This window comes from Mycobacterium sp. E136, from assembly GCF_001666865.1.
Taxonomy (GTDB): Bacteria; Actinomycetota; Actinomycetes; order Mycobacteriales; family Mycobacteriaceae; genus Mycobacterium.
Genome location: NZ_LZJE01000092.1, coordinates 40,756 through 52,598 on the forward strand (window position 1 = coordinate 40,756; position 11,843 = coordinate 52,598).

General features: G+C 66.1%; 12 protein-coding genes. 6 read left to right on the plus strand and 6 right to left on the minus strand.

The features are described from left to right. Window positions 1-20: 20 nt before the first annotated feature. Window positions 21-569, minus strand: a complete 549-nt coding sequence (locus A5698_RS06855; RefSeq protein WP_067082559.1) for a CsbD family protein — start codon at window positions 567-569, stop codon at window positions 21-23. An 87-nt stretch (window positions 570-656) separates the two neighbouring features. Here A5698_RS06855 and A5698_RS06860 point away from each other — a divergent pair, with 87 nt between their 5' ends. From A5698_RS06860 to A5698_RS06870, 3 genes are all read left to right on the plus strand, one after another. Then, window positions 657-1,691 carry a CobW family GTP-binding protein gene (locus tag A5698_RS06860; protein ID WP_068294790.1) on the plus strand — a complete coding sequence of 345 codons (1,035 nt, stop codon included), beginning with the start codon at window positions 657-659 and terminating at the stop codon, window positions 1,689-1,691. A gap of 26 nt (window positions 1,692-1,717) precedes the next feature. Further along, window positions 1,718-2,677, plus strand: a complete 960-nt coding sequence (ligD, locus tag A5698_RS06865; RefSeq protein ID WP_068294794.1) for a non-homologous end-joining DNA ligase — start codon at window positions 1,718-1,720, stop codon at window positions 2,675-2,677. A 63-nt stretch (window positions 2,678-2,740) separates the two neighbouring features. Further along, the gene (locus A5698_RS06870; RefSeq protein ID WP_068294797.1) at window positions 2,741-3,739 is read left to right on the plus strand and encodes a YihY/virulence factor BrkB family protein; all 999 of its coding nucleotides are present in this window, start codon (window positions 2,741-2,743) and stop codon (window positions 3,737-3,739) included. Here A5698_RS06870 and A5698_RS06875 read toward each other — a convergent pair. Both A5698_RS06875 and A5698_RS06880 read right to left on the minus strand, forming a co-directional pair. After that, entirely contained in the window at window positions 3,709-4,323 is a 615-nt protein-coding gene (locus A5698_RS06875; protein ID WP_068294904.1) for a nitroreductase family protein, read from the minus strand. The two genes, A5698_RS06870 and A5698_RS06875, sit on opposite strands and share 31 nt — an antisense overlap. A gap of 32 nt (window positions 4,324-4,355) precedes the next feature. Next, window positions 4,356-5,438: an NAD(P)H-dependent amine dehydrogenase family protein gene (locus A5698_RS06880; RefSeq protein ID WP_068294902.1), complete on the minus strand. Its 1,083-nt coding sequence runs from the start codon at window positions 5,436-5,438 to the stop codon at window positions 4,356-4,358. Between the two features lie 121 nt (window positions 5,439-5,559). On the opposite strand from A5698_RS06880, the gene A5698_RS06885 reads away from it, so the two are divergent. After that, window positions 5,560-6,468, plus strand: coding sequence for an enoyl-CoA hydratase (locus A5698_RS06885; RefSeq protein ID WP_068294906.1), 909 nt, complete (start codon window positions 5,560-5,562; stop codon window positions 6,466-6,468). A 6-nt stretch (window positions 6,469-6,474) separates the two neighbouring features. Here A5698_RS06885 and A5698_RS06890 read toward each other — a convergent pair whose 3' ends face one another. Continuing rightward, a complete protein-coding gene (locus A5698_RS06890; RefSeq protein WP_068294801.1) occupies window positions 6,475-7,485 on the minus strand; it encodes an acyl-CoA dehydrogenase family protein in 1,011 nt (336 codons plus the stop codon). Between the two features lie 101 nt (window positions 7,486-7,586). Between A5698_RS06890 and A5698_RS06895 the strand changes: the two genes are divergently transcribed. Further along, window positions 7,587-8,747 carry an acyl-CoA dehydrogenase family protein gene (locus A5698_RS06895; protein ID WP_068294804.1) on the plus strand — a complete coding sequence of 387 codons (1,161 nt, stop codon included), beginning with the start codon at window positions 7,587-7,589 and terminating at the stop codon, window positions 8,745-8,747. On the opposite strand, the gene A5698_RS06900 is transcribed toward A5698_RS06895, so the two are convergent. Next, window positions 8,736-9,524: a TetR/AcrR family transcriptional regulator gene (locus A5698_RS06900; protein WP_068294807.1), complete on the minus strand. Its 789-nt coding sequence runs from the start codon at window positions 9,522-9,524 to the stop codon at window positions 8,736-8,738. The two genes, A5698_RS06895 and A5698_RS06900, sit on opposite strands and share 12 nt — an antisense overlap. 225 nt (window positions 9,525-9,749) lie before the next feature. On the opposite strand from A5698_RS06900, the gene A5698_RS06905 reads away from it, so the two are divergent. Continuing rightward, on the plus strand, window positions 9,750-10,937 hold the full coding sequence (locus A5698_RS06905) for an amidohydrolase family protein (protein ID WP_068294809.1): 1,188 nt from the start codon (window positions 9,750-9,752) through the stop codon (window positions 10,935-10,937). A gap of 81 nt (window positions 10,938-11,018) precedes the next feature. Here A5698_RS06905 and A5698_RS06910 read toward each other — a convergent pair whose 3' ends face one another. Next, window positions 11,019-11,843 (minus strand): enoyl-CoA hydratase/isomerase family protein, encoded by an 825-nt coding sequence (locus A5698_RS06910; protein ID WP_068294813.1) that lies wholly within the window; start codon window positions 11,841-11,843, stop codon window positions 11,019-11,021.

Here is an 11,843-nt window from a genome sequence, read left to right on the forward strand (position 1 = left end):
AAGCTCCTTCTACGCCTTGATCAGGCGTTGTCGTTCAGGTTGTCGGCCTGGCGCCGGATGCGGGCGGCTTCCGCCTTCGCGCTCGCCGATTCCTCGACCGCTTCGCGGTGTTCATCGAGCGCTCCTGCGAGCTGGGTGTCGGCGTCGTGCACCTCCGCGCGCTGCTCGACCCGCGCCTCGCGCGCCTTGCGATCCGCCTCGAGTTCGGCCTGCGTGCGCTCCCGCTCGAGCTGCTGGTGTGCGGCGTCCTCGGCGGCGCGCTTCTGGGCGGCCTTCTGGCTCTCCACCGTGCCCTTCTCGGCTACGGCCTCGGCGTTCGCTTCGGCGCGTTCCTTGGCACCTTCCCGCTTGGCCTCCGCAACCTCGTTGCGCGCATCGCGTGCCTGCGCGTCGGCGACCGCCTCGACCGTGTTTGCTTCCTTGCGGCGTTCGGCCTCGGCCTGCTGAAGCTGGCCTTCTGCAGTCATCGAGTCGTTTCCGGTGATCGCACCGAACATCTCTTTGGCCTTGCCCTTCACCGAGTCGAGCAGCCCTTCTCGTGCCTGGCCGGCCTTATCGTGGTCCGTCATTCGGGCCTCCTCTCACGCGTCAAGGTTCCACGTCTGTGGGGGTCCGAAACACCCTGTGGGCGGACGCACAGGTACCGCGCTGCGATCATGTGTCGCGTGACAGCGACGACGATCCCGGCCATCGCCCTGACCGGCTACCTCGGCGCGGGTAAGACCACGCTGCTCAACCACGTATTGCGCCAGCCGGGTGCGCGCGTCGGGGTCATCATCAACGATTTCGGCGAGCTCAACGTCGACGCCGCGCTGGTCACCGGCCAGGTCGACGAACCCGCCTCGATCGCCGGGGGATGCATCTGCTGCCTTCCCGACGACGGAGGCCTCGACGACGCGCTGGCCAAGCTCTCTGATCCGAAGCTCGGGCTGGATGCCATCATCATCGAGGCCAGCGGCCTGGCCGACCCGATCGCGATCTCGCGAATCATCCGGTTCAGCGGCGTGGAGCGGGTACGGCCGGGCGGCGTCGTCGACGTCATCGACGCCGCCACCCACTTCGACACCATCGACGACCATGCCACCCCGCCCGCCCGGTACGGCGCGGCCTCGCTGGTGGTGGTCAACAAGCTCGACCAGATTCCCGAGGATGACCGCCAGACGGTACTCGGCCGCATCGAAAGCCGTGTGCGCGAACGGAATCCGGAAGTCCACATCGTGGGCGCGACGGCGGGGCGGGTCGATCCGGCCCTGCTGTATGACGTGTCCGCGTCCGCCGAGGTCGGTGAACAGTTGTCACTGCGGGAGCTGTTGGTAGATACGGGCGACGAACCCGAACATCTCCACGTCCACGCCGATTCGGTGACCGTCACCAGCGTCGGGCACGTTGATCCCGCGGCGCTGATCGACCTGCTCGAACAACCGCCCGCAGGTGTGTATCGGCTCAAGGGCGCGGTCGCGATCAAATACCGCGAGCGCACGCGCCGCTATGTTGTCAACGTGGTCGGCACGTCTGTCCACATCGCGAACGCACCGTCATCGGCATCCACGAACGTGATCGTCGCGATCGGGACGCACCTCGACGTCGGGGAGGTCCGCACACGCGTCGAAGCCACGCTGGCGCCACACCACGGTCCGGTGTCGGCCGCGGGTATCCGGCGCCTGCAGCGCTACCGCCGGCTCAGCATCTGACCGGGCCCGGCGCCTATGGTGAACAGATGAGCGCCGAGGAACAGCGCGCCGGGGTCGAGTTGACCAACCTGGACCAGCCTCTGACCCCGGACGCGGGTGCCACAAAGCGCGATCTGATCGACTACCTCGACGCGGTGTCCGACCGGATACTGCCCGGTCTCACGGGGCGACCGCTGACGGTGTTGCGGGTGCTGCGCGGGCGTGCACCGTTCATGCAGAAGAACGTGCCGAAGTACACGCCGGAGTGGGTGAAAACCGTTTCGATGTGGGCGGAGTCGTCGCACCGCGACGTGCGCTACGCCCTGTGCGACGACCGGCGCACCTTGCTATGGCTGGCCAACCAGCGTGCCGTCGAATACCACCCAACCCTGGGCATGGCCGACGACATCTACCGCCCAACGCATCTGGTGCTCGACCTGGACCCACCGGCGGAAAGCGATTTCTCGGCCGTCGTCGCTGCCGCACACCTTGTCCGGCAAGCGCTTTCGGACTGCGGCTTGAGTGGAGCGGTGAAGACGAGCGGCGCCAAGGGCGTGCACGTCTTCGTCCCGGTGGACGACAACGCGCCGGTCGAGGATGTCGCCGCGGCCACCCGTGCGCTCGCAGCTCGAGCCGAGTCGCTCGACCCGAGCTGCGCGACAACGGCTTTCATCGTCGATGACCGCGAAGGCAAGGTGTTCATCGACTCCACGCGTTCCGGCGGCGCGACGGTCGTCGCCGCCTACAGCCCCCGGCTACGCCCCGGCACCCCGGTCTCGTTTCCGGTCGACTGGTCGGACCTGGACCGCATCACGCCCGCGGATTTCACCGTGCACACCGCTATCGACGCCCTGGCGGGCCGCGACCCGTGGGCGGAGGCGATGCCCGCGCCGCAGACGCTGCCCGCCGACCTGATCGAACACGGCAGAACCATCCCCGTGGCCCGGGTTGCCGCGATGCACGAGGGCAAGCGCCGGGCGCGGGCGCGGCGCGCGGGCAAGGATTGACCTCCTGCCGAATCGGGTATCGCCGAGCTGATCAGCGAGGATCCAGGCCGAGGGGGTCCGCAGATGGTGGGCTGGCTGGACCGGCTGCAGCGACGCAACCGCCGCGTCGGCTTTGTCATCGCGGTCATCTACAAGTACGTGGATGATCAGGGCGGCTATCTGGCCGCGCTGATCACCTACTACGCGTTCGTTTCGCTGTTCCCGCTGCTGCTGTTGTTGACCACCGCGCTGGGCGTGGTGCTCGTCGGCCACCCGGACCTACAACAGCAGGTGCTGCAGTCCACGTTCAGCCAGTTCCCGGTGATCGGCAGCCAGCTGCAGCGGCCGGACCAACTCAGCGGCGGCGCTACGGCCGTCGTGGTCGGTATCGCCGGCGCTCTTTACGGCGGCCTCGGTGTCGGGCAGGCGCTGCAGAACGCGATGGATTCGGTGTGGGCGGTGCCCCGCAACAATCGGCCGGACCCGATCCGGTCGCGCTTGCGAAGCCTGTTGCTGTTGTTCGTGCTCGGTTCGGCGGCGATCACCGCGACGGTGTTGTCGGCGGTCGGCCACGCAACCGCCGGTCTGGGGTGGTTCGGCAAGGTGGGTGTCACGATCGTGACCATCGCGATCAACGCGGGTATCTGCCTGGTGGCGTTCCGCGTCACCACCGCCCGGCCGGTGACGTATCGCGATGTGCTGCCCGGCGCGCTCGCGGCCGCGGTGATCTGGCAGCTGTTGCAGTGGTTCGGCGCGAACTACGTCGCCCACGTGGTGAAGTCGACCAGCGCCACCAACAGCGTCTTCGCACTGGTTCTCGGCCTGCTCGCGTTCCTGTATCTGATTTCGGTGACGTTGGTGATGTGCGCGGAAGTCAACGTCGTACGCGTCGACCAGCTGTATCCCCGTTCGTTGATGACGCCGTTCACCGACGACGTGAACTTGACGCCCGCCGACCGCCGTACCTACACCCGGCGAGCGAAAGCCGAACGGGCAAAAGGCTTTCAGAAGGTCAGCGTGCGTTTCGACGTCAACCGTGACGCGTCACTGGATCAGCGCGGACCGTGGGAGGGCCAGGGCTGATCCCAACGGTCGACCGCCGCGACCTCCGGCAACGGCTTACGACGAACGGTGTGGTGTCGGCCCGCGGGCCACCCGACCGTCACCAGCGCCGCCAACATCCAGTCGTCGGGGATGCCGACCAGTGAGCGCAACTGCGTCTCACAACTGCTGTGCCACAATGTGATCGCCGCCCCGAGCCCCTGCGCTCGAGCCGCCAGCAGAAAATTCTGCACCGCGGGGAAGATCGATCCGCCCTGCTGCAGCTCGGACGCTCCGGCCTGTGGACGGACACAGAACAGAATGAGACCCGGTGCGGCGCCGCCGATCCGCATGTGTTCGGCCATCGACCGCAGCACGCGTGATTTCGGATCGTCCGCCCCGTCTTTGGGCGCCGACACTTCGTAAAACTGCTGCAGTTCGTCCCAAGTCCGGTGCGCGGCGTCGGTGACGATCGCGCGCGCCCGCTCGGAGCGCAAGACCACGAACCGCCACGGCTGCTGGTTGCCACCCGACGGGGCCCAACTGGCCGCGCGCAGGCATTTCCCGAGAGTCTCGTCGTCGACGGGTTCGTCGCGATACCGCCGCACCGCGGACGCCGTCTGCATCACGGTCCAGACGTCGTTCGCCTCTGCTCGGCTCATGATGCAGTGCCGGGCAGGACGCCCCGCCATGTCCCGCCGCGAACCGGTCCGGTGATCAACGGGAGGTCCAGCGTCGACAACACCCCCGGCGCAGCGGCCATCACGGCCGGGATCGCGTTCAGTTCCCGCATCACGGTGGCGTATGTCAGGCCGCGCATGTTGTTGCCGCGCCCGTGCATTTCGATGTCGACGGTGTACGTCGGAAGGCCGTCGACGATGACGCGGTAACCGCCGTGCGGGGACGGGTGGCGCGGCCAGTCCGGCGCCGAACCCTCGCCCATGCGCGTGATGTGCTCGAGCACGACCCGCTCCTCGCCGTCGACCATGCCCGCGAGCTTGAACCGCATCCCGCCCATGGTGCCCGGCTCGATGATGCCGGAGGCCACTTCGTACCGCTCGGTGGCCAGCCACTTCTCGATCGTTGTCACGACGCGATCCAACGGTAGACCGACACCGTCGGCCACCAGGTGAACGGTGGGCGCCCACAGCGCGGCGAGCCGCTCGGTGTCGAACAACGGCGCCGGATGGTCGGGCGGGTGGCCGAATCCCATGAAATCGAACATGATCTCGGGCTGGTTGATCGGGCCGTAGTCGAGTAACTCCTGCATGGTGATCGTGTCGACCCGGCTGCTGAACCCGGTCATGGTCAACGCGATCACGTCGTTGGCCCACCCCGGGTCCACGCCGCTGTTGAAGAAGCTGGTGCCGCCGGCCTCGCACGCGGCGGCGATGAGTTCAGCGGTCTCTTGGTCCGCAGCCGGCGGATAGCACATCGGGACGAGCGACGTGCACACGACGTTCTTGCCCGCCCGCAGGCAGCGAGCGATGTCGTCCGCGGCCTCCGCGTACCGATAGTCACCGGACGCGAAGTAGGCGACTACGTCCGCGTCCAGCGACAGCGCGGCGTCGATGTCGCGGGTGGCAACGACGCCGGTCGCGGGCATGCCGCACAGCGCGCCCGCGTCCATGCCGTCCTTGGCCTCGGCGTGTACGACCACGCCGACCAGGTCCAGGCCCGGATGCGCGATCAGTGCGCGCAACGCGCCGACACCGACCTGACCTGGCCCCCAGAGGATCACCCGCGGGTTACGTTGGCAGTCCGACATGTCACCCTTCTCCACCGGTCCCTGTGACCCGTGAGAACATAGCTTCTCAAATATTGATATCACCATTGCCATGCTGGAAGAACCGGAGGACACGATGAGCGATTACGAGTTTCTGAAATGGGACACGTTCGACGACGGCCAGATAGTGCGGATTTCGCTGAACCGTCCGGAGCAGCGCAATGCGCAGAACCGCGGGATGCTCGTCGAACTCGACGAGGCGTTCGGGCGCGCCGAGGCCGACGACAACGTCCGCGTGGTCATCCTCGCCGGCGAGGGACCGATGTTCTCCTCCGGCCACGACATCGGGTCCAAGCAGGCTCGCGCCGAATTCACGCCGGGACCGGGGCAGCACCCCACGGCCGCCATCAACGGCGGGACCCGAGAGGGTGCGGAGAAGATCATGCTGCAGGAGTGGCACTACTTCTTCCAGAACAACCTGCGGTGGCGAAATCTGCGCAAGATCACGATCGCGCAGGTGCACGGTGACGTGTTCTCGGCGGGCCTGATGCTGATCTGGGCGTGTGACCTGATCGTGGGCAGCGAAGAGGTGCGTTTCGCCGACGTCGTCGGCACCCGCCTGGGAATGTGTGGCATGGAGTACTTCGGTCATCCGTGGGAGTTCGGCCCGCGACGCACCAAGGAGCTGATGCTGACCGGCGACGCCATCGACATCGAGGAGGCCTGCCGCCTCGGGATGGTGAGCAAGATCTTCAAGCGCGACGAATTGGCCGAGCGCACACTGGAAATGGCGCGGCGCATCGCCACCGTACCGACGATGGCGGCCCTGCTCATCAAGGAGTCGGTCAATCAGTCGGTCGACAACATGGGCTTCTACAACGCCCTACAGTCATGCTTCACGTTGCATCAGCTGAACCATTCGCACTGGGTCGGCGTGCGCGACGACAAGCGGGCGACCGCCGGCGAGGAACAGGGTGTGCCGAACTGGCGGACCGCTCCCCCGATCGTGTTGTCGGTCAAAGACCAGGTGCGCGCCGAAGCTTGACGCGGTTCAGCCGCTCACCGCTCCGTAGCGGGAGTCCGCGACGCGGTCCAGCGCGACCGCCGGCTCACCGTACGCCATCGCCCAGCCGCGGACCCGCCGGTAGTAGAGCTGGATGTCGCCTTCCATACCGAAGCCATAGCCGCCGTGGACGTGCAGACTGCGGTACGTCGCATCACGCGCGGTCTCGTATGCGAACGCGAACGCCATCGCGGCCAGCTCGGTCGCGCGGCGCGGTTCATCGGCGAACGCGCACGCCGCCTCGAGGGCCAGCAATCGCGCACCGTCGGTCGCCGTGGCGCTGTCGGCAAGCGGGTGCGACACGGCTTGAAAGGCGCCGATCGGCGTGCCGAACGCATGGCGTTGTTTGGCGTATTCGACACCCATCTCGACGGCCTTGGCGGCGGCGCCCACCAGGGCCGCGGCGGTGAGCGCGAGCCACAGGTCGACCGCGTCCGAGAACAGCCGGCGGGCCCGCTCGCCTTCGGCGAGAACGATGGCGTCGTTTCGCAGATTCACATCCGCCAGCGGTAGCGACCCGTGGTTCTGGATGGGCTTTCGGTCGGTGGCAGACGACGCGACGAGACGTCCGCCGGCCAACGCGACAACGGCGTCGACCACCGCGCCGCCGGGCACGAGCGTCAACACATCGCCGCTGAAGGCCCGCGGCGTGAAGCTGACCAGCTTGTCGCCCGACAGGGCCGAGCCCAACAGTTGTTTCCGCCCGCAGGCCGCCAGTAGCCGGGCCGCGATCTGCGCCTCGATGACCGGTGCAGATGCGACCGCCCGGCCGTACTGCTCGGCGATCAGAGCCAGCTCCAGCTCGGAAGCTCCCCAGCCACCGTCGGATTCGCCGACAGCCATCTCGATGACGCCGGTCTGGACCAGCGCCTCCCACAGCTTTGGGTCGAAACCCAGAGGTTCGGCCGCCCGCACACGCTGCGACGTCGATTCGCGGGCATACATCGCCGCGAAGGAGTCGACGAGTTGTCGCTGCTCGTCGGACAGACTCAAGTCCACCTAATGTTCCCTCACATGCGAATATGGTTACTCTCACTTTTGAGAGTAACATTATCGCCCACGCCGGCCGCGCGGGCTTCGCGACAGATTGGTTACCGCTCATGCACTTTCAATCAGACGCTGCAACCGAAGCCTTCCGCGACGGTGTGCGCGAGCATCTCGACGGCGTGCTGAGCCCGGCTTTCGAGGAACGGATCTACCGCAGCGGTGTCGCGCACGACAACGATTTCGCGAAAGGGCTTGTCGAAAAGGGCTACTTCGCTCCCGGCTGGCCGACCGAACTCGGCGGGCAGAACCGCAACGCGTGGGAAGAGCAGGCGCTCAACGAGGAGCTGATGCGGACGGACGCGCCGGTTTACCTGTCCGAGACCACCCGGATGGTGGCGTCGATCATCCGGCAGATCGGCACACCCGCGATGAAGAAGCGCATCCTCCCCGGTGCCTTGGGCGGAGATATCACCATCGCTCTGGGTTTCACCGAACCGGAATGCGGTTCGGACGTCGCGGCCGCGGCGACCAGGGCGATACGAGATGGCGACGACTGGGTCATCAACGGCTCCAAGATGTTCACCACGAACGGACACATCGCCGATTACGTCTTTCTGCTGGCCCGGACCAGCCCCGAGAAGCCGAAGCACAAGGGGCTCACGATGTTTCTCGTACCGACCTGCTCCGACGGCTTCGAGGCGCAAGCGGTGTGGACGCTGTCCGGCGAGCGAACCAACATCACCTTCTACAGCGACGTCCGCATCGGCGACGAATGGCGCATCGGCGAGGTGGACGCCGGTTGGCAGGTGTTGGGCCTGTCGCTGCAGGACGAGCACGCGTCCGGATGGGGACCGCACATCGCCCGCCTCCTGCACCATGCCGAACAGTGGGCCTCGACCACACGCGCGGGCGACGGCTCGCTTCAGATCACGAAAACCGATGTGCGACGGCGGATCGCGCGGGTGGCGATGGAGCTGGAAGTGGCAACGCTGCTTCAGCGGCGATGCGTGTGGATGGCCGAGAACGGTCAAGCACCGGTCGCCGAGGGGCCGATGTCGAAAGTGTTCTCCACCGAGGCGCTCGTGCGTGCGAGCCAGGACATCGTCGAACTCGTCGGGCCGGACGCGATGCGGTCACACTTCGAGCCGACGGCGCCGGAGCGCGGACGCTTCGAACATCTCATGCGCTTCTCGCTCGGAACGACGATCTATGCGGGCACCAGCGAGGTGCAGCGCACGATCATCGCGCAACGGGGGCTCGGCCTACCCCGTTAGATCCTTGGGCTTGCGGGCGGCCCGCTTGCGCGGCGTCGCCTTGGCCGTCAGCGCCTTCTTGGGAGCGTTCGCGGGCGGCGTCAGCGCCTGCAGGCACCATGCCCACAGCTGATCCTCCGTGAGTTCGGCACCCTTGACGCCCAGGTGGAAGACGCCGATCTGGGCAAGCGCGATGAGCGTCGAGTTCAGTAGCGTCGTGAGCTGGTCGGGAGTCAGGTCCTTGCGGACCAGCCCAGCACGGGAGCAGGAGGTGAGGATCTTGGTGAGCAGTTTTTGATGCGGCTCCCAGATCTTCGCGAAATCCGCGGGCCGCTCGATTTCCAGGCTCAGGTTGTAGATCGTCATCACTCGGCCACCGATGGCCTCCGACGACTCGGCACGCGAGAGGAATCCGCGGCAGAACGCCTCGAGCTGTTCCATCGGACCGTCCGCGGCCGCCACCTCATGACGGATCGCCTCGATGAACTGACTGGTCGCGTTCTCATAGAGCGCTAGCAACAACTCTTCCTTGCCCGCGAAGTGCTGATAGAACGCGCGCAGGCTGAGGTTCGAGCGGTCGATGAGGGTCTGGATCGTGAAGTCGGCGCGACCGGACTCCTCGACGAGTTCGAGGGCCGTGGCCAAGAACCTCGAACTGCGTGCGAGAGCGCGGGCACGCGCCTGACTGAGCCGCCGCTCGATCGTCCGTTCCTGCCAGCTGCCCGGCATCTCGACCTCTGCCTCGACGAGTTCGAGATCGGCTTCCGAGTCGCGAGCGCTCCGCTTCTTAGCAGTCATGATCCTCTGAGAATACGCGTTACCCATTCGATTCTGCTCACCTACCTACACGCGCACCTTGACGGGATCGGCGCCAACCCGGCGGACTTCGGTTCCCCGTCGGGCTCCCCGGCGTTCTCCTCGTGCCGGTGGGTGGCTGTACGCTATCGTGGAAACATCGATTCTCGATTGCGGAAACAACAGTTTCGCGATTGTGCCGCAGGCCGTTCCCGAAGGAGTGCAGCGTTGACCGCAGACATTCTGATCGTGTCGCCGGACGACCATCTGGTGGAACCGGCCGACCTGTGGACCAGCCGGTTGCCCGAACGTTATCGGGACGTCGGACCGCGGATCGTCCGGCATCGGGGGCGCATGGACCCGTCGGTCACCTCCGACGTCGCGTTCATCGAGGATGAGGACGGTCGCGACGCCGACATCTGGCACTACGAAGATTCGATCATCCCGATTCCGCTCATCAGCGCCGCCGCCGGTTACGAACTCGACGAGCTCTCCACCGACCCGATCACCTACGACGAGATGCGGCCCGGCTGCTATCGACCCGCCGACCGGATCGCGGACATGGACGTCGCAGGCATCGAGGCCTCCGCCTGCTTCCCCAACACTCTGGTCCGGTTCTGCGGACAGCGATTTCTCTACGCCAAGGACAAAGAGCTCGCGTTGCTCTGTGTGCAGGCCTACAACGACTTCCAGATCGACGAGTGGGGCGGCGGCTCGAACGGCCGGCTCATCCCGCTGGGCATCATCCCACTGTGGGACGTCGAGCTCGCGGTCAAGGAGGTCGAACGGGTAGCGGCCAAAGGCATGCCCGCGGTGTGCTTCTCGGAACTGCCCACGCGACTGGACCTGCCGTCCATCCACAGCGGTTACTGGGACCCGTTCTTCGCCGCGTGCGAGAGCAACAACGTCGGCATCATGCTGCACATCGGCTCGAGTTCGTCGCTGACCAAGTCCTCACCCGACTCACCGCACGTCGTCACCAGTGCCCTGATGGCGGTCAACTGCACCATCGCCCTGGTCGACTGGCTGTTCTCGGGCAAGCTGCGGCAGTTCCCGAAACTCAAGCTCGCATTCGCCGAGGCGCAGGCCGGGTGGATCCCGTACTACCTGCAACGCGTCGACGAGGTTTGGGAGGACCGCCGCGCCTGGGGTGGAATTCACCCGCTGCTGACCGAACCGCCGAGCACCCAGGTGCCCGGCCGGGTGTGGTTCTCCACCTTCGGCGACCCGGTCGCGTTCCGCATCCTCGATCTCGTTGGACCCGACCAGCTGATGTTCGAGACCGACTACCCGCACAACGACACGAACTGGCCCAACAGCATGGACGTCGCCAACAAGGCGACCGAGGGCCTCGACGAGGAGACAAAGCGGAAGGTGTTGTCCACCAACGCGAAGAACTTCTTCGGTCTGGCCTAGCTTTTTCTCCGCGAGCAGTCGCAAACCTGCCCATTTTCGCGCGAAAAGCGGCAGTTTTACGTCTGCTCGCGAAAGAACACTTTACCGCGCTTGCCAGTCGGGTTTGCGCTTCTCCAGGAAGGCGCGCGGGCCCTCGATCGCATCCTTGGTCAGGGCCACCTTCATGCGGTAGTTCTCGGCGAGCAGTTCCGCTTCGTATATGGGCAGTGTCAAGCCCTTGCGCACGGCCATTCGGGAACCTCGCACCGCAAGGGGCGCATTGAAATTCACGATCTCGGCGATCTCCCACGCCCGTTCCATGAGCGTCTCATGGGCCACCACCTCGGTGAACACACCGAGGTCGTAGGCGCGCTGGGCGTCGAGTTGCTCGTGTTTGCCCATCAGGATCAACCGCATGGCGACCGGCAGCGGCAGAATCCGGGCCAGCCGGACTCCTTCGCGCCCGGAGGTCACACCGATGCTCACATGCGGGTCCATCAACGTCGCGCGTTCGGACGCGATCGTGATGTCGGCGGTCGTAACGAGGTCAATACCGGCTCCGCACGCAATCCCGTTGACGGCACAGATGATCGGCTTGGTCATCTGCAGCCACGGGGGTGTCGCCTCCTGCGGTGCATCCCACTGGCGCATGGAGCTGAGAATGGGCTCGCCCTGGTTGTCGATGCCCGCGGCGTTCTCCATGTCGTGGTCGGCCGCCTTGTTGACGTCGGCCCCAACGCACAGCGCACGGCCGGCACCGGTGATGATGACGGTCCAGATGTCTTGCGAACGTTCGATTTCGGCGTACACCTCGGCGAGTTCGGCGATCATCTCGTCGTTGATCGCGTTCAGCACCTCGGGCCGGTTCAACGTCACACACGCGGTGTGACCGGAGACCTCGAACGTGACGGTGTCGTAATTGCTCAT

Excerpts from the sequence above, each read along its gene's own strand:
- A5698_RS06855 (WP_067082559.1), bottom strand. The coding sequence starts at position 569 with ATGACGGACCACGATAAGGCCGGCCAGGCACGAGAAGGGCTGCTCGAC.
- A5698_RS06860 (WP_068294790.1), top strand. The coding sequence starts at position 657 with ATGTGTCGCGTGACAGCGACGACGATCCCGGCCATCGCCCTGACCGGC.
- ligD (WP_068294794.1), top strand. The coding sequence starts at position 1,718 with ATGAGCGCCGAGGAACAGCGCGCCGGGGTCGAGTTGACCAACCTGGAC.
- A5698_RS06870 (WP_068294797.1), top strand. The coding sequence starts at position 2,741 with ATGGTGGGCTGGCTGGACCGGCTGCAGCGACGCAACCGCCGCGTCGGC.
- A5698_RS06875 (WP_068294904.1), bottom strand. The coding sequence starts at position 4,323 with ATGCAGACGGCGTCCGCGGTGCGGCGGTATCGCGACGAACCCGTCGAC.
- A5698_RS06885 (WP_068294906.1), top strand. The coding sequence starts at position 5,560 with ATGAGCGATTACGAGTTTCTGAAATGGGACACGTTCGACGACGGCCAG.
- A5698_RS06895 (WP_068294804.1), top strand. The coding sequence starts at position 7,587 with ATGCACTTTCAATCAGACGCTGCAACCGAAGCCTTCCGCGACGGTGTG.
- A5698_RS06900 (WP_068294807.1), bottom strand. The coding sequence starts at position 9,524 with ATGACTGCTAAGAAGCGGAGCGCTCGCGACTCGGAAGCCGATCTCGAA.
- A5698_RS06910 (WP_068294813.1), bottom strand. The coding sequence starts at position 11,843 with ATGAGCAATTACGACACCGTCACGTTCGAGGTCTCCGGTCACACCGCG.